We start from the raw sequence: 15803 nt of genomic DNA on the forward strand, positions 1-15803 counted from the left end.
CTTCCCCAAGGATCCCCCATGTCCGGGCTTGAACTGTTTGCCGCCGCCCTCGGTGTGATTGCCGTCTGGCTGACGGTCAAACAGAACCCCTGGTGCTGGCCGGTCGGTCTGGTCATGGTGCTGCTGTACAGCTGGATCTTTTTCGAGGTGAAGCTGTATTCAGACATGCTGCTGCAAGTGATCTACGCCGCGTTGCAGCTTTACGGCTGGAGGCAGTGGACTCGCCCGGGCGTGACGCATGACGGGCGGCACGTCAGCCTGCTCGATGGCAAATCCGTCGCGCTCGGGCTGGCCGTGGGCGCGGTCGGCAGCCTGCTGCTGGGGGCTGCGATGGCTCACTGGACCGACGCCGCCCAACCCTGGCTCGACGCCGCCTTGACCGGTTTCAGCCTGGTAGCACAGTTATGGATGGCGCAAAAACGCCTGCAATGCTGGCCGCTGTGGATCGCACTGGACGTCATCTTCGTCGGCCTGTTCATCTACAAAGAGCTGTATCTGACCGCCGCCCTCTATGGGGTTTTCGCCCTGCTGGCGGTGCAAGGCTGGCGGACGTGGCGCGCCGACCCGGCGTTGCGCACATGAAAGTGCTGGTGCTCACAGGGCCAGAATCCAGCGGCAAGAGCTGGCTCGCCACCGAGCTGCAACAGCAATTTGGCGGCGTTCTGGTGGGCGAATACGTGCGCTGGTTCATTGAACAGGAGGCACGGGACACCTGCCTCGCGGATATCCCCAAGATCGCCCGCGGCCAGTTGCAATGGGAAGATGATGCCCGCGCCCTGGCGCCACCATTGCTGATTCTCGACACGCACTTGCTGAGCAACATGCTTTGGAGCCAGACCCTGTTTGGCGATTGCCCGGCCTGGCTCGAACAAGCGCTGATCGCCCGGCATTACGACTTGCACTTGCTGTTGTCGCCTGAACTTGTCGACTGGACCGACGACGGCCAGCGCTGTCAGCCGCAGCTGGATCAACGCCGGGCTTTTTTCAACGCGACTCAGGCGTGGCTGGAGCAGCATCGCCAACCTGTTCAAGTGATCCAGGGCGACTGGGCAGAACGCCGTGCCCAAGCGTTGCAGGCCGTCACTCTGCTGCTTGGCGCTGAGCTGTATCCAGCCGTAGCAGTCGCCAACACCCCGGCACCCCAGCATTTGTTGCGGTAATTTTGCAAATGCGTCCGCTTCTGAAACATACCTCTGCTCCCGAAACGCCCGTTTCAGCGCCGTTCATCATCCTGTCATGCCATGTGTTAATGCACTGATACATCACAGCGCAAACCATGGATCCTGAGCTTTATACCGGCTTTTTTCCCGTTGCAGCCCCTGGCTTTGTCTCAGACTTGAAACATCTAAACCGTCGATCTTCTTTCCTTGATCGATAACCCTCTGAATCAAAACAATTATCCAAAAGCGGCACGGCTTTCGCTCTCTCCTTCACAACGCTGATCAGGACCAGCCCACACAAAGAAGGAATTGCCGCCGTGGGAAAATTTGATAACAGCATCTTCAGCCTCCTGCTGATCGGATGCGCATTGAGTTCAAGCGTCTGCCTGCCTGTCCAGGCTGACAACGGCATCATCATTATCAAACGTGATGTCCAACCGCGCATGGCAACGCGTGCGCCGGTGATTCCCGATCCTAGCCCCACGACCGCCAATGCCAACCCGTCCAAACAAGTCCTCAGGCAAACGAACGAGCTGAGCGACGGCGACTTTGCCAGCGTCGCCAGTGGTGCCAGCATCTCCCGCCTGGTCAATCAAAACACCAATAACCTGGGCGGCAATATCAGCAACCAGACCCAGCTTTCCAACCTCCCCGCCGGACGTTCAGGAAACTCGGGAACCGGTATTGCCAACATGGTCAATTCAAACATCCAGCAAGGCCTGGGTGCTCTGAAAGTCGTAACGGGAGACCGTTAAGATGAATCGTACGCTGCTGCTGCTCACCCTGTTTTGCAGTGCATCGACCTTTGCCCAGTCTCCCGTCATCGATAACGCCGAAATCGACGCGTCGGGCATGCAGCACCAGGGCAACCTCTCGGTCAATCAGGCGGCGGGCGATCAACAGCAACAGGCCAACGCCCGGGCCATCGCCATTGGCAACAACGCCAGTGCTACCACACAGATTCGCCAACGGCTGCGTACGCAGGTCGACTCGAGGGTCGATGCTCGATCCAGCATTCAAGGCGACTCCTTCAGCCACGGCAACGGCGTACTGGGCGTCAACCAGAGCGCGGGCGCCAGCAACCAGCAAGCCAATGCCCTGCGGATAAGCATCGGCACACAGCCGCAAAGTATCGACGACAGCGTCCTCATGCAACAGAACGTGACGCTGATCACCAACTCCGATCCAACTGACTCTGCACCAGGCTATCGCCAGGTCGCTACCAGCGATCAGGCCTTCACCGGTAGCCGTGGGGTGATCCAGTTGAATCAGAGCGCCGGGGTGGGAAACCGAACGGCCAACACCCTGAGCGTACGGGTCACGGACTGACCCAAACAGGTAGGAAACAACACTTAACCTAAAATAAGTACGGAGAATCACCATGAAACCTTCGATGGCACTCAAGCCTCTGGTTTTCGCAATTGCTGCGGTCATGGCTGTTGCTGTACAAGCTGGGCAGAACGATTGGCGTGACAATGACCACCACCATGGCCATCACAACAACCATCAACCTCCTCCTCCAACAAAGATCCCTGTCTATGCGACTGCCAATGCGTGGGATAGCCAGAGCAGTACCGGCAACCGCATCCACAATGAAGGGACTGTCAACGAAGCCGAGATGAACAGCTCTGCCACGGGCGCCAGCGGCAACGTCGGCGTCAACGTGGCGGCCGGTAACGGCAACCAACAAGACAACGCGTCCGCTATCGCAAACGCTGCCTCAAACTCAAGTCAAGATAACAGCTTCGTGTTTGGCACAGCCGAAGCCACCGCCGACGTCACGCAATACAGCAACAATAACAGGGTCACCAACTTCGGCAGCACAGCCTCTGCCGTGATGGGCGGATCGGGTAATGGCGGCAGCGGTAATATGGGGATCAACATTGCTGGTGGCGACCTTAACCAGCAGAAAAATACCATGGCGATTGCCAACACCAATGCTCCGCTCGGTAACGCGACAGCCACCGCCTCTGCCGATCAACAAGGGCCTGGCCTGGTCGTGAATAACTACGCCGATCGGACGACCCGCCTGGATACGATAACCGTTACCACAACGGCCAGCGGTAGTTTCTCTCGCGATAAATCTTCCGATTTGAGCGTCAATAAAAGCGCTTCTTCGAGCTTTGACGTGAGTGGTTCCAGGAGCTCTGAGGCCAGTGGTTCCAAGAGCGTTGATGTGAGCGGCTCCAGAAGCTCGGATAGCAGCTCTACTCTCAGTGCGTCTTTGAACGCTGCCGTGGACGCTGCTGCGAATGCCACCAGGACCGTGACTCGGGATGATGGCCGTCGCGAACGCACCCGCACCGATACTTTAGACGCATCGCTTACCGCATCGATCGATGCATCCCTCGACGCATCGCGCAATAAATCGAGCAATTCCTCGTTCCAAAAATCGTTCGATAAATCGTGGGAGAACTCGTCCGACTCCTCGTTCGAAAAATCGGGCAGTAAAGCGTCCGAATCTTCGTTCGATAAATCGAAAACGTTCAGTGAGAGCAGTTCTTTTGATTTGAGCAACACCTACTCCTATCAAGTGCTGACTCCAACTGGCTGGGCAAACCCTGTGACCAACACTGCGACCCTGAACGGTTCGGTGAATGGTGGCAGTGGCAACCTGGGCGTCAACGTGGCTGCCGGTGTGGGTAACCAACAAAGTAACTCGCTGGCCATTTCCAACAACTCGTTCTAACGGCTGTTTCTGGAGGCCCCCTTACGGGGGCCGTTTTCAACACAACCAGAAGGCGTCCCACCATGCGCATTATCATCGCCCTGGCATTTTTACTCTGTGTGACCAGTGTGAGCGAGGCTGCACAAATGCCGCTTTCCGTCCTGCCGGGCGGCGCGGTGGTGTATAAGCCGATCCAGAGCATGCGCGAGCGTAAATTTGCCGACCTGGTGCAACAGAAAACCGACTTCAGTTGCGGCGCGGCTGCGCTGGCGACCATATTGCGCCAGGCCTATTGGCTGGACGTGAATGAAGAACAGATCATCGAAGGCATGCTGGCACACTCCGACCAGGATCTTGTCCGCGTTCAGGGCTTCTCCATGCTCGACATGAAGCGTTACGTGGAAAGTATCGGCATGCGGGCCCGTGGCTACCGGGTAGCGCCGCAAACGCTGAGCGAAATCAGAATTCCGGTGGTGGTGCTCCTGGATATCCGTGGCTACAAACATTTTGTGGTCATGCAAAGAGTCCATCAGGGCTGGGTCTATATAGGAGATCCGGTACTCGGCCATAAACGCTACAAAGTCGACGACTTTGTAAAAGGCTGGAACGGCATCATCTTTGCCGTGATCGGTCAGGGTTACGACAAAACCAATGCGTTGCTCGACCCACCCGTGCCACTGACCGCCAAGAACCGCATCAACACTTTCGCCCCGGTGCGAGACGCAGAGCTGATGGATTTCGGATTCATCCAAAGTGACTTCTTCTAATGACAAGGAGCACGACGCTCCGGGAGCATCCAATGAAGACTCCAATCTGGCTGGCCGTGGTTTGTCTGGCCGCCAGCCTGCCGACCCAGGCACAGACGTTCAAACCCATTGAACTGAAGGATCAGGAACTGGCGACCCTGCGAGGCCGCTATGTCATGCCGGGACGGATCATCAGTTTCGGCGTTGTCATGACCAGCACTTGGCAAAATGCCAAAGGTGACGTGATCGGGGCAACTTCCTCGATGAAAATTCAACAATCAACCATCAAGCCACAACTTTATGTGTCTATGATCGACGAAAAAGGTCATGGCTCAGCGCGCACGCAAGGCAACGGCAATGGCAATGGCAATGGCAATGGCAATGGCAATGGCACCAATACCAGTACCAATACCGGTACCGTCACTGGCGGCAGCGGCCTCAACAGCACCGAAGGCGTCACTCAAGTCGTGCGTGCTGCCGGCGACAATAATACTGCCTACAACAACGTTGAGATCAACGTCACAAAGGCTAGCCAAGCGCCAGCAACGCAACAGCAGGACCAGGCAGTGGCCGCACAACAGCAGGGCCAGGCATTGGCCGCAGGCTCGACGTTGGTTGGCAACAATGGCGCAGGCTCACTGAGCATTTCCTCGACCGGTAGTGGTGTGCAACTCAATATCGTGGCCAACAACAACCAGGGCAGTACCGTACAACGCCTGGCCCAGGGTGGGCTGATGCAGAACACGACTTTGCTCGGCAGTAGCAACCAGGTCCGCAACCTCACGTCCTTCAATATCGTGCTGCGTGACAACGTGCCGACAGCCAGATCGGTGAGCGGCAATCTGGACCAACTCAAAGGTCTTCGCACTCTCGGATTCTGATCTACGCTCAGTGTCACCGAATGTAGTCAAAAGGGACGGCTAACCCATGCACCGATCGTTGACGTTCAGAGCTATCGTTTGTTTGAGTAGCCTGGCCCCGGTCACACTGCTGTACGCAGCAACGGACCCCCAGGTTGAAGCACTAAAACAAGAACTCATGGCGTTGAAACAGCGTTACGAAGCACAACAGAACGCGCTGATGGTACTCGAGCAACGCGTTCGCCAAGTTGAAGCAGCTCCTGCGACACCTGCTCCCAAACGCCTGACCAAATCTCCCGCGCAAACGCCCAGGAGTGGTCAGACGGTGGCTGCCGGTGCGCCGGGAGCCACAGGCAGTTCATACGGCCAGTCGCTCAAGGAGGATTCGGAGCCTGCGCAAAGCGTTTCCAACCTGTATGACGAAGCCAGCGGCTTCTTCGGTGGCGGCAAGTTCAGCGTCGAAACCGGCCTGACCTACACGCACTACGATACCCGTGCATTGGTGCTCAATGGCTTCCTGGCACTGGACTCGATTTTCCTCGGTAACATCAACCTCGACCGTATCAAGGCGGATAACTGGACCCTGGACCTGACTGCCCGCTACAACGTGGCACAACGTTGGCAGTTCGACATTAACGTCCCCGTGGTGTATCGCGAATCAACGTATTCCTCCGGTGGCGCCGGTGGCGCAGGGCCGGCGACGTCGGACGCAACCGTTACCCGCGACCCGACCATCGGTGATGTGAACTTTGGCGTCGCTTACAAGTTTCTGGATGAGTCGCCCAACCTGCCCGACGCGGTATTTACACTGCGCGTCAAGGCGCCGACCGGTAAGGACCCTTACGGCATCAAGCTGGTCAATGACCCGAACAACGACAACCTATCGGTACCCCAGGACTTGCCCACCGGCAATGGTGTCTGGTCGATCACTCCGGGTATTTCGCTGGTCAAGAGCTTCGACCCGGCCGTGCTGTTCGGCAGCCTGGCCTACACCTACAACATGGAAGACTCTTTCAGCGACATCAGCCCTCAGATCAACTCCAAGGTGTCTGGAGACGTGAAACTGGGCGATTCCTGGCAGGTTGGCGCCGGCATTGCATTCGCCTTGAACGAGAAGATGAGCATGTCGTTCTCGTTCACCGATCAGTTCGCCCGCAAGAGCAAGATCAAGCCGGACGGTGGCGATTGGCAATCGATTTCCAACAGCGATTACAACTCGGCCAACTTCAACATCGGCATGACCCTGGCAGCAACCGATAACCTGACGATCGTTCCCAACCTGGCCATCGGCCTGACCGACGACTCGCCGGACTTTTCCTTCAGCCTGAAATTCCCGTACTACTTCTGACCGCCTCACCCCAATGGAAAAGGCCCGCTGCGATGGATGTCGCAGCGGGCCTTTTCGTTTACCCGCCCTAGCGGATCTGGTGCTTGTGCAGCAATCGGTAAAAAGTCGGCCGCGACACACCCAGGACCCGGGCGGCAACACTCAGGTTGTCGCTGTGCCGGTTCAGCACATCGCACAACGCCTGGCGTTCGGCGCGGGTCTTGTAGTCTTCAAGGGTGCCCATCGGCGTGGCGAAGGCGTGTTGACTGAGCAGCCCAAGGTCTCGCGCCTCGATCTGCCGTCCTTCGGCCAATACCAGCCCACGACGGACCCGATTGGCCAGCTCGCGGACATTGCCCGGCCAGTCGTGCTTGCCCATGGCAACCAATGCATCTTCGCTGAAGCTGCGCGGACGACGACCGGTTTCACTGCTGTAGAAATGGGAAAAGTGGTTGGCCAGCATCAATAGATCGCCATGGCGTTCACGCAGCGGCACGGTGACCACTTGCAGCACGTTCAAACGGTAGTACAAATCTTCGCGAAAGCGTTTGTTCTCGATGGCCTCTTCAAGGTCGACGTGCGTCGCCGCCAATACCCGCACATCCACCGGAACAGGCTGATGGCCGCCAACCCGCTCGATGTGTTTTTCCTGCAGGAAGCGCAGCAGATTGGCTTGCAACTCCAGGGGCAGATCGCCTATTTCATCGAGAAACAGGGTGCCACCGTTGGCCGCTTCTATCCGCCCGACCTTGCGCTGATGGGCGCCGGTAAAGGCCCCCTTCTCGTGACCGAACAATTCGGACTGGATCAAGTGTTCGGGAATCGCGCCACAGTTGATCGCCACGAATGGCTTGCGGTGGCGCTGGGATTGTTGATGCAGGGTACGGGCCACCAATTCTTTACCGGTGCCGCTTTCGCCGCGGATCAGCACCGGCGATTCGGTGGGCGCCAGCTTGCTCAGTAATTTGCGCAGCTCGCGAATCGGTTTGCTGTCGCCGAGCAGTTCGTGTTCAGGCTGATCGATATGAACCGTGCCCTGCCCGCGCAGGCGCGCCATGCCGAACGCTCGGCCCAGAGTGACCTGAACCCTTGAAACATCGAACGGCAAGGTATGGAAGTCAAAAAACCATTCGCAGACGAAATCCCCGACATTCTGCATTCGCAGGACATCCTGATCGAGCACGGCGATCCACTCGGTACCGCTACGGGTGATCAGTTCCTTGACGGCTTCCGGACGTTCCAGATGAAATGGCTGCAAGCGCAACAGGCCGACGTCGCAGGTTCGTTCCGCGGCGTTTTCCAGGGTACTGCTGTCGACATCCCAACCCACAGCGCGTAAACCCGGCAGCAAACGGTGGCAGTCGTCGCAAGGATCCACTACTAAAAGACGTCGTAAAGCAGGCGCTTCGATCATGACTGTTCCTTGGCGCCAAATTTTAGGAAATATTATTAAAAACAGTCATTTGGCGGGCTTCGGTGTAACACTAGCAAAAAATTGACGCGGGCTTGTATCGATTGCTTATAGGGACGTCGGCTTATTAGTTATAAAAAATCACTTAATGAGTTGCCTAACGAATTGAACCTTTCATTCAGCTTTCAGCAACTGCCTGAATCGCCGGCGAATCAAAGAAAGTTGAAATTTCTTTTGATTGTGTGTGACCCAACCCCCGGTTGCGGACATCAGTACAAGTAACCAGCCGAACGGTAAGCCCAACCGACGGCACATCACTTGATTGGGCACACAGAGAGAAGACCCCATGAACGCCCCGCTCCGTATCAACGAAGCTCTTTTGATTGCCGACCGCGCATTCCAACCCTTTCAATGCGTAGCCTGGGCCCCACAAGACGGTAATGGCGAGCTCAGCCTGACCATCATTGATCGCACTAACACTCGTATCAGCCGCAAACAAATCCCCAGCAGTGCCTATTCCGATCCGGAGCAACTTGCACACTTGCTGGAACAAGCCCGCGCCGAGCTGAGCAAGGAAGGTTACACACTGCAATCGTGGTCCATGCCGCATTAATCTTTTTCGCGGATTACCGCCCGGTAATCCGCGCCCCTTCTTCTCTTTAGTTGACGGTTTTTTACGGTCAACTGCATAACGCCACTCACGTTTTCCAACTTCTAGCCGCCAGATTACTTGGCAGGCTTGTCAGTGGTTCGAAAAGACACTGTTCTGGCACAAAACGCCGCTCCTCCCGAGCGTAATGGCAGTTGCACATCATCGAATTCAGGGATTGAATGTTCTGCTCAGACAGTCAACCTCCGGGCACCCGGACAAGGATGACTGGCAAGGAGATGCGTGCATGTCACTCCAGACTGCTTTTGCCATACCGACAACGGTGAAAGACGCCGGGCAACTCGATAGCCATTTCGCCGGCAGCGGCAAGACTCAAGTGTATTTCGCCGGCAGTACCTCCAGCAGGGTCAATGGTGTGGCGATTGACCACACCGGCCGAATACTGGTGGCAGCCAAGGTCGGCACGCCAGGTGGCAGCCGCTTTGGCCTGGCCCGCCTGCGTGAGGACGGTTCGGCGGATCTGGCCTTCGGCAAACAAGGCAGCATCATCGGGCAATTCGCCCACGGCTACGAGGCCATGGCGGGCACGGTGCGGGTGCTGGCCGACGGGAACATTCTGGTGGCCGGCCTGCACTACGAAAATGCTCATCGTACGCTGCCCGCCCTGGCGATGCTTGATCAACGAGGCTGCCCGATACAGGGTTTTGGTGAGCATGGCCGCTGCGTGGTGCGCCTGCCGGGGAATCTTTCCCAAGGCGCTCGCGACGCCTGGTTACCACCCGGCGTGCCGGGTACCGAGGCCTGTGATATCCGCGTGCAGGACGACGGTCGAATCCTGCTGCTGGCCAATCATCACTTTGAATTGGCCGATCACGTCGGCATGCTGATTCGGCTCAATGCCGACGGCTCGCTGGACAGCACCTTCAACGGTCGTGGTTTTGTCATGGTCCGGCACTTATTGATGAACACCTGGCTGAACAGCCTGATGGTGCAATATGACGGCCGAATCCTGGTGGGCGGATCGATCAACTTCCCCGAGGAAGGTTTGCTGGCGCGTTATCACACCGATGGCCAGCTGGATGACGGCTTCGCCGTGGATGGGTTCATGACCTTCAAGGCCTGGGGTCACAGTGCCCGGGTCTGCCAGATCGTCCAGCACGAAAATGGTGATTTGCATTGTTTTGGCAGCAGCCGCGACCCGATGCACTGCCTCGCCCTGAACGTTCACAGCAATGGCCGACCTGATATGCATTGCAATAGCGGCCAGCCACAACTGTTGGAAATCAGCCACAGTGGCTGCCAGTGGACCGCCGCCCAGATACAACCGGACGACTGTGTGCTGACGGTCGGAGCGACGGGAGGCGGGCTCGAAGGCGATTTCATTCTCGCCCGGTACTTACCCAATGGGGCGCTGGATCGCAGCTTCGCCAATGGCATGGGCTGGGTCCGCACACGCCTGAGTCGAGGCCCCGACACCGCCACTTCATTGGCTGTGCAGGCCGATGGTTGCATCGTCGTCGGCGGTTATTCACTGGATGGCAACTACCGCGCCGTCGTCGCCCGTTATCAACCCTAGTCTCCTGCACTTGATCTTCCCTTCCGCTTACGGCAAGTTGCGCGCTTCTTAATACAAGGAGTAGCCGATGTCCGGCTCAATGGCCCAGGCCTTCGCACACAATTTTCTTGGGCATTCACCCCGCTGGTACAAAGCCAGCATTATCGGATTCCTGATTCTCAACGCCCTGGTGTTGTGGACGATCGGTCCGGTGGCGGCCGGCTGGTTGTTGGTGCTGGAGTTCATTTTCACCCTGGCCATGGCGCTCAAGTGTTACCCGCTGATGCCCGGCGGGTTGCTGCTGATCGAAGCACTGCTGCTGAAAATGACCACGCCCCAGGCGCTCTATGACGAACTGGTGCACAACTTCCCGGTGATCCTGTTGCTGATGTTCATGGTGGCGGGCATCTACTTCATGAAAGACCTGCTGCTGTTTCTGTTCTCGCGCCTGCTGCTGGGAGTTCGCTCCAAGGCGCTGCTGGCGTTTATGTTCTGTTTCCTGTCAGCGTTTCTCTCGGCGTTTCTCGATGCATTGACCGTGACCGCGGTCATCATCAGCGCGGCCGTGGGGTTTTATTCGGTGTATCACCGCGTCGCCTCGGGCAACGATCCGCGTCAGGACAGTGAGTTCGGCGATGACCGGCAGTTGCCGACGTTGCACCATGCCGACCTCGAACAATTCCGCGCCTTCCTGCGCAGCCTGCTGATGCACGGCGCGGTCGGCACAGCGCTGGGTGGTGTTTGCACACTGGTTGGCGAGCCGCAAAACCTGCTGATCGGCCATGAGATGGGCTGGCACTTCGCCGAGTTCTTTCTGAAGATCGCCCCGGTGTCGTTGCCGGTGCTGGCAGCAGGCCTGGTGACGTGCGTACTGCTGGAGAAACTGCGCTGGTTCGGTTATGGCACGCTGCTGCCGGACAACGTGCGTGCGGTGCTGGCCAACTACGCCGCCGAAGACAACGCCGAGCGCACTTCCCGTCAGCGCGCCGCGTTGCTGGTTCAAGGGGCGGCGGCGCTGATTCTGATTGCCGGGCTGGCATTTCACATCGCCGAAGTCGGCCTGATCGGCTTGATGGTGATCGTGCTGATCACCGCGTTTACCGGTATCACTGACGAACACCGCCTCGGCACCGCCTTCAAGGACGCCATGCCGTTCACCTCGCTGCTGGTGGTATTTTTCGCCGTGGTGGCGGTGATTCACGATCAGCAACTGTTCGCGCCGCTGATCCAGTGGGTGTTAGCGCTGCCGGCGGATCAACAGCCGGGCATGCTGTTTATTGCCAACGGCTTGCTGTCGGCCATCAGCGACAACGTGTTTGTGGCGACCATTTACATCACCGAAGTGAAACAGGCATTCATCTCCGGCCACATGAGCCGCGAGCACTTTGAAACCCTGGCGATTGCGATCAATACCGGAACCAACCTGCCGAGCGTGGCGACGCCTAATGGTCAGGCGGCGTTCCTGTTCCTGCTGACCTCGGCGATTGCCCCGCTGATTCGTCTGTCGTACGGGCGGATGGTGTGGATGGCGCTGCCATACACCGTGGTGATGGGGGTTCTTGGCTGGTATGCGGTAAGTTACTGGCTGTAACCCAGAACAAAAATGTGGGAGCGTGCCTGCGCGCTCCCACATTGGTTTTGTGTGCTTATCGAGAGAGGATGTATCGCTCGATCGCCTCGGCCGCGCCGTCTTCGGTATTGGCCCCGGTCACCACGTCGGCCTGACGCTTCACCGCCTCTTCCGCCTGCCCCATCGCAATCGATAACCCGGCACGATGAAACATCGCCGGGTCATTGCCGCCATCGCCCATGGCGGCGGTCTGTTCCAGCGATACACCGAGAAACTCGGCCAGCGTCGCCAGTGCCGCGCCCTTGTTGGCTTGCACCGCCGTCACATCCAGATAGACCGGTTGTGAACGCGACACCTGCGCCTGCCCTTCGACCTTGGGCAGCAACCGCGCCTCCAGCTCGATCAACAGTTCGGTGTTGTTGCTGGCAGCGACAATCTTGTCGATGCGGGCCAGGCAAGGCTCGAAACTCTCGACCACCACCGGCGGATAACCCAGGCCATGTTGCTCTCGCGGGACCATCGGGCCGTACGGGTCCTTCAACAGCCAGTCGCCACCGCTGAACACCCAGACTTCAATGTCCGGCTGATCGGCAAACAGCGCCAACGCCGTCAGCGCTGCGGTTGCCGGCAGATAATGCGCCACCAGCAAACTGCCGTCCGGGTTGACGATCGTGCCGCCATTGAACGCCGCCGTCGGCAGATCGACGCCCAGGGCTTCGATCTGCTGCAACATGGCTTTGGGCGGACGTCCGGTGGCCAGGCTGAACAGCACGCCGGCGTCACGCAAGGCGCGGACGGCATCGATGGTGCGCTGGCTGAGGCTGTGATCGGGCAGCAACAACGTGCCGTCCATGTCACTGAGTAGAAAACGGATGGATTGTTGCGTGACGTCACTCATCCGAGGCTGTGCCAGACGCGACCGTCGCGGGTCAGCAGTTCGTCAGCGGTCTTGGGTCCGTCTTCACCGGCCGCATAGCTCTCCACGGTTGCGTCCCGCTGCCAGGCGTCGAGGAACGGCTGCACGACGCGCCAGCCGTTCTCGATGTTGTCGGCACGCTGGAACAGCGTTTGATCGCCGGTGAGGCAATCGTAGATCAAGGTTTCGTAGCCGGTGGAAGGCTGCATTTCAAAGAAATCCTTGTAGGCAAAGCCCAGCTCGATATTGGCCATGTTCAACGCTGGCCCCGGCCGCTTGGCCAGCAGGTCGAACCACATGCCCTCGTTGGGCTGGATCTGGATTCGCAGGTAGGTCGGCTGCAACTCTTCGACTTCGGTATCGCGGAACTGCGCATACGGCGCCGGCTTGAAGCAAATGACGATCTCGGTGTCGCGCACGCTCATGCGCTTGCCGGTACGCAGGTAGAACGGCACGCCGACCCAGCGCCAGTTGTCGATCATCACTTTGAGCGCGACATAGGTTTCAGTGGTGCTGTCGGGCGCGACGTTGGTTTCCTGGCGATAACCGGGCAGCGGATTGCCATCGATTTCGCCGGCGGTGTATTGGCCACGCACTGAGTTGGCTCGAGCTTCCTCGGTCGACCAGGGGCGAATCGCACCGATCACTTTGGCCTTCTCGCCGCGTACCGCATCGGCGCCAAACGCCGCCGGCGGTTCCATGGCCACCATCGCCAATAATTGGAACAGGTGATTAGGCACCATGTCCCGCAGGGCGCCGGTGACCTCATAAAAACTGCCACGGGTTTCCACGCCGACGGTTTCAGCGGCGGTGATTTGTACGTGGTCGATGTAATGGTTGTTCCAGAAGGCTTCGAACAGGCTGTTGGAGAACCGGCTGACCAGAATGTTCTGCACGGTTTCCTTGCCCAGATAGTGATCGATCCGGTAGATCTGCTTTTCCGTCATCACATTGAGCAAGCACGCGTTCAAGGCTTCGGCGGTGTACAGATCCGAGCCGAAAGGCTTTTCGATTACCACCCTTCTGAACGCTTCGGGGGCTTCTTGCAACAATCCGGCAGCCCCGAGACGTCGCACCACTTCGCTGAAAAAGCGCGGTGCGGTGGCCAGGTAGAAAACGGCGTTGCCGGTGCCGCTGGCGTCGATTTTCGCCGCCAGCGCGTCATAAGTGCGTTCATCCAGGAAATCGCCCTGAACGTAGCTGATGTGTTTGGCCAATTTGGCCCACAACGCCGGATCAAGGGCGTGATCGCCCTTGCCGACCTTGGCTGCCACTTCCGCCCGAATGAAGTCTTCGAGTTTTTTGGCAAAGGCTTCGTCACTGATGGCGTTGTGATCAACGCCAACGATCCGCAGTCCATTCCCCAGCAAACCATCGCGACTCAGGTTGTACAGCGCCGGCATCAGCAGGCGCTTGACCAGATCACCATGGGCACCGAACAGAAACAGCGTGGTGGGCGGTGCGGGTTCTGCCTTGGATTTCCTGCGGATCACGTGGGTCATTTTTTCGCAGTCTCCACATGGCCGCCGAAACCGAAGCGCTGGGCCGAGAGAATCTTGTCGCCAAAGTTGCCTTGCCCGCGCGAACGGTAGCGAGAGAACAGCGAGTTCGACAGCACCGGTACCGGCACCGCTTGTTCCATGGCGGCTTCGATGGTCCAGCGCCCTTCACCGCTGTCGGCCACTTCACCCGAGTAGCCGTCGAGTTTCGGATCGGACGCCAGCGCATCGGCGGTCAGGTCCAGCAGCCAGGACGAGACCACGCTGCCACGACGCCAGACTTCGGCGATGTCGGCCACGTTCAGGTCGAAACGCTGATCTTCCGGCAGGCTGGTGCTGGCTTTGGTCTTGAGGATGTCGAAGCCTTCGGCGAAGGCCTGCATCATTCCGTATTCGATGCCGTTATGGATCATCTTGACGAAGTGGCCGGCGCCGGCGGGGCCTGCGTGGATGTAACCGCGCTCGGCGCGATCGTCATCGGACTTACGATCCTTGGTGCGCGGAATGTCGCCCATACCCGGGGCCAGGGACTCGAACAACGGGTCAAGACGCTTAACCGTCTCGGCATCGCCGCCGATCATCATGCAGTAGCCACGTTCCAGGCCCCAGACGCCGCCGGAGGTGCCGACGTCGATGTAATGCAGACCTTTTTCCGACAGGGTTTTGGCCCGGCGGATGTCATCCTTGTAGAAGGTATTGCCGCCATCAATGATGGTATCGCCCGCTTCAAGCAAGGTGCTCAGGGTGTCGATGGTGTCTTCGGTCGGTGCGCCGGCGGGGAGCATGACCCACACCGCGCGCGGCTTGGCCAGGCCAGCGACCAGGGCTGGCAAATCGGCGACGCCAGTGGCGCCCTCTTCGGCCAGGGTGTCGACAAAAGCGGTATTGCGGTCGTAAACAACGGTGGTGTGCCCGTTGAGCATCAGGCGCCGCGCAATATTACCGCCCATGCGGCCCAGTCCAATAATCCCGAGTTGCATGTACTGATGCTCCCTACTACAAATAAAGTGTGTCTAAGGTTATAGCCCAACGCGACTAGTGAAGGTTAGTCCAGAGCGGCGGGATGAAGTTTCCGGGCATTGTGCCCGATCCAGACTGATAACGTCGGGAATCGTGCCGAAGACACAACGACCATGAAAAATAAAAAAGTTCCCTTCAAGGGCAAAAGAAATCAAAATTGGCGCCGATAGTAAGTGAGCACCCGATTTCGGGAGCCGACTTACAGTTGATACCGCCATTTGCGAGGTGAGCAATGGGCACCGTACACACAGCACTGCCAGCACAAACCCTTTACGTCACGATCCGTCGCGATGAACTGCGCCAGTTGAAAGACGAGCGCGATCAGTTGAAACGGGAAGTTGCGCAATTGCGCCTGCTGGCCCAAGGCAATCAGGCTCAGCCCTTGCCCGTCACCCAACGTGCTCCTCACGCCTGATCTCCTCGCCTGCTCCTTCATTTGAGAGAAGGGATCAGCCACCGCT

16 protein-coding genes are annotated in these 15803 nt (G+C 58.3%); 12 read left to right on the forward strand and 4 right to left on the reverse strand.

Annotated elements, in window-relative coordinates; translation table 11 throughout:
• Positions 1-18: 18 nt before the first annotated feature.
• The 8 genes from pnuC to AC1D2Q_RS06625 all read left to right on the forward strand — a co-directional run bounded on the left by pnuC (position 19) and on the right by AC1D2Q_RS06625 (position 6782).
• Complete coding sequence (pnuC, locus tag AC1D2Q_RS06590) at positions 19-582, forward strand: nicotinamide riboside transporter PnuC (RefSeq protein ID WP_428632937.1); 564 nt, start codon at positions 19-21, stop codon at positions 580-582.
• Complete coding sequence (locus tag AC1D2Q_RS06595) at positions 579-1160, forward strand: AAA family ATPase (protein ID WP_477812718.1); 582 nt, start codon at positions 579-581, stop codon at positions 1158-1160. The genes pnuC and AC1D2Q_RS06595 overlap by 4 nt, the downstream gene beginning before the upstream one ends.
• A gap of 317 nt (positions 1161-1477) precedes the next feature.
• Entirely contained in the window at positions 1478-1915 is a 438-nt protein-coding gene (locus tag AC1D2Q_RS06600; protein WP_477812662.1) for a hypothetical protein, read from the forward strand.
• Position 1916: 1 nt separating this feature from the next.
• Positions 1917-2489: an adhesin gene (locus tag AC1D2Q_RS06605; RefSeq protein ID WP_477812663.1), complete on the forward strand. Its 573-nt coding sequence runs from the start codon at positions 1917-1919 to the stop codon at positions 2487-2489.
• 52 nt (positions 2490-2541) lie between these two features.
• Positions 2542-3849: a heme utilization protein gene (locus tag AC1D2Q_RS06610; RefSeq protein WP_477812664.1), complete on the forward strand. Its 1308-nt coding sequence runs from the start codon at positions 2542-2544 to the stop codon at positions 3847-3849.
• A gap of 62 nt (positions 3850-3911) precedes the next feature.
• Entirely contained in the window at positions 3912-4595 is a 684-nt protein-coding gene (locus AC1D2Q_RS06615) for a C39 family peptidase (protein ID WP_477812665.1), read from the forward strand.
• Positions 4596-4627: 32 nt separating this feature from the next.
• Positions 4628-5455 carry a hypothetical protein gene (locus AC1D2Q_RS06620; protein WP_477812666.1) on the forward strand — a complete coding sequence of 276 codons (828 nt, stop codon included), beginning with the start codon at positions 4628-4630 and terminating at the stop codon, positions 5453-5455.
• Positions 5456-5501: 46 nt separating this feature from the next.
• On the forward strand, positions 5502-6782 hold the full coding sequence (locus AC1D2Q_RS06625) for a coiled-coil domain-containing protein (protein ID WP_477812667.1): 1281 nt from the start codon (positions 5502-5504) through the stop codon (positions 6780-6782).
• A gap of 67 nt (positions 6783-6849) precedes the next feature.
• On the opposite strand, the gene AC1D2Q_RS06630 is transcribed toward AC1D2Q_RS06625, so the two are convergent.
• Positions 6850-8175, reverse strand: a complete 1326-nt coding sequence (locus tag AC1D2Q_RS06630) for a sigma-54 dependent transcriptional regulator (protein ID WP_477812668.1) — start codon at positions 8173-8175, stop codon at positions 6850-6852.
• Positions 8176-8518: 343 nt separating this feature from the next.
• Here AC1D2Q_RS06630 and AC1D2Q_RS06635 point away from each other — a divergent pair, with 343 nt between their 5' ends.
• The 3 genes from AC1D2Q_RS06635 to nhaB all read left to right on the forward strand — a co-directional run bounded on the left by AC1D2Q_RS06635 (position 8519) and on the right by nhaB (position 11928).
• Entirely contained in the window at positions 8519-8785 is a 267-nt protein-coding gene (locus AC1D2Q_RS06635; RefSeq protein WP_477812669.1) for a hypothetical protein, read from the forward strand.
• A gap of 283 nt (positions 8786-9068) precedes the next feature.
• Complete coding sequence (locus AC1D2Q_RS06640; protein WP_477812670.1) at positions 9069-10358, forward strand: hypothetical protein; 1290 nt, start codon at positions 9069-9071, stop codon at positions 10356-10358.
• 67 nt (positions 10359-10425) lie between these two features.
• Positions 10426-11928, forward strand: a complete 1503-nt coding sequence (gene nhaB / locus AC1D2Q_RS06645; protein WP_477812671.1) for a sodium/proton antiporter NhaB — start codon at positions 10426-10428, stop codon at positions 11926-11928.
• Positions 11929-11983: 55 nt separating this feature from the next.
• On the opposite strand, the gene AC1D2Q_RS06650 is transcribed toward nhaB, so the two are convergent.
• The 3 genes from AC1D2Q_RS06650 to gnd are packed head-to-tail and all read right to left on the reverse strand — an operon-like array spanning position 11984 to position 15302.
• Positions 11984-12805, reverse strand: coding sequence for a Cof-type HAD-IIB family hydrolase (locus AC1D2Q_RS06650; RefSeq protein WP_477812672.1), 822 nt, complete (start codon positions 12803-12805; stop codon positions 11984-11986).
• Entirely contained in the window at positions 12802-14325 is a 1524-nt protein-coding gene (gene zwf, locus AC1D2Q_RS06655; RefSeq protein ID WP_477812673.1) for a glucose-6-phosphate dehydrogenase, read from the reverse strand. The genes AC1D2Q_RS06650 and zwf overlap by 4 nt, the downstream gene beginning before the upstream one ends.
• Positions 14322-15302, reverse strand: a complete 981-nt coding sequence (gnd, locus tag AC1D2Q_RS06660; RefSeq protein ID WP_477812674.1) for a phosphogluconate dehydrogenase (NAD(+)-dependent, decarboxylating) — start codon at positions 15300-15302, stop codon at positions 14322-14324. The genes zwf and gnd overlap by 4 nt, the downstream gene beginning before the upstream one ends.
• 272 nt (positions 15303-15574) lie before the next feature.
• Between gnd and AC1D2Q_RS06665 the strand changes: the two genes are divergently transcribed.
• Complete coding sequence (locus AC1D2Q_RS06665) at positions 15575-15757, forward strand: DUF6026 family protein (RefSeq protein ID WP_476213779.1); 183 nt, start codon at positions 15575-15577, stop codon at positions 15755-15757.
• The last annotated feature ends 46 nt before the right edge of the window (positions 15758-15803 follow it).

The organism is Pseudomonas sp. P1_A1, assembly GCF_056406935.1.

Bases quoted from the DNA above. Each gene is read 5' to 3' on its own strand.
- zwf (WP_477812673.1), bottom strand. From the start codon at position 14,325: ATGACCCACGTGATCCGCAGGAAATCCAAGGCAGAACCCGCACCGCCC.
- AC1D2Q_RS06630 (WP_477812668.1), bottom strand. From the start codon at position 8,175: ATGATCGAAGCGCCTGCTTTACGACGTCTTTTAGTAGTGGATCCTTGC.
- gnd (WP_477812674.1), bottom strand. From the start codon at position 15,302: ATGCAACTCGGGATTATTGGACTGGGCCGCATGGGCGGTAATATTGCG.
- pnuC (WP_428632937.1), top strand. From the start codon at position 19: ATGTCCGGGCTTGAACTGTTTGCCGCCGCCCTCGGTGTGATTGCCGTC.
- AC1D2Q_RS06640 (WP_477812670.1), top strand. From the start codon at position 9,069: ATGTCACTCCAGACTGCTTTTGCCATACCGACAACGGTGAAAGACGCC.
- AC1D2Q_RS06635 (WP_477812669.1), top strand. From the start codon at position 8,519: ATGAACGCCCCGCTCCGTATCAACGAAGCTCTTTTGATTGCCGACCGC.
- AC1D2Q_RS06595 (WP_477812718.1), top strand. From the start codon at position 579: ATGAAAGTGCTGGTGCTCACAGGGCCAGAATCCAGCGGCAAGAGCTGG.
- AC1D2Q_RS06650 (WP_477812672.1), bottom strand. From the start codon at position 12,805: ATGAGTGACGTCACGCAACAATCCATCCGTTTTCTACTCAGTGACATG.
- AC1D2Q_RS06605 (WP_477812663.1), top strand. From the start codon at position 1,917: ATGAATCGTACGCTGCTGCTGCTCACCCTGTTTTGCAGTGCATCGACC.
- AC1D2Q_RS06615 (WP_477812665.1), top strand. From the start codon at position 3,912: ATGCGCATTATCATCGCCCTGGCATTTTTACTCTGTGTGACCAGTGTG.
- nhaB (WP_477812671.1), top strand. From the start codon at position 10,426: ATGTCCGGCTCAATGGCCCAGGCCTTCGCACACAATTTTCTTGGGCAT.
- AC1D2Q_RS06625 (WP_477812667.1), top strand. From the start codon at position 5,502: ATGCACCGATCGTTGACGTTCAGAGCTATCGTTTGTTTGAGTAGCCTG.
- AC1D2Q_RS06610 (WP_477812664.1), top strand. From the start codon at position 2,542: ATGAAACCTTCGATGGCACTCAAGCCTCTGGTTTTCGCAATTGCTGCG.
- AC1D2Q_RS06620 (WP_477812666.1), top strand. From the start codon at position 4,628: ATGAAGACTCCAATCTGGCTGGCCGTGGTTTGTCTGGCCGCCAGCCTG.
- AC1D2Q_RS06665 (WP_476213779.1), top strand. From the start codon at position 15,575: ATGGGCACCGTACACACAGCACTGCCAGCACAAACCCTTTACGTCACG.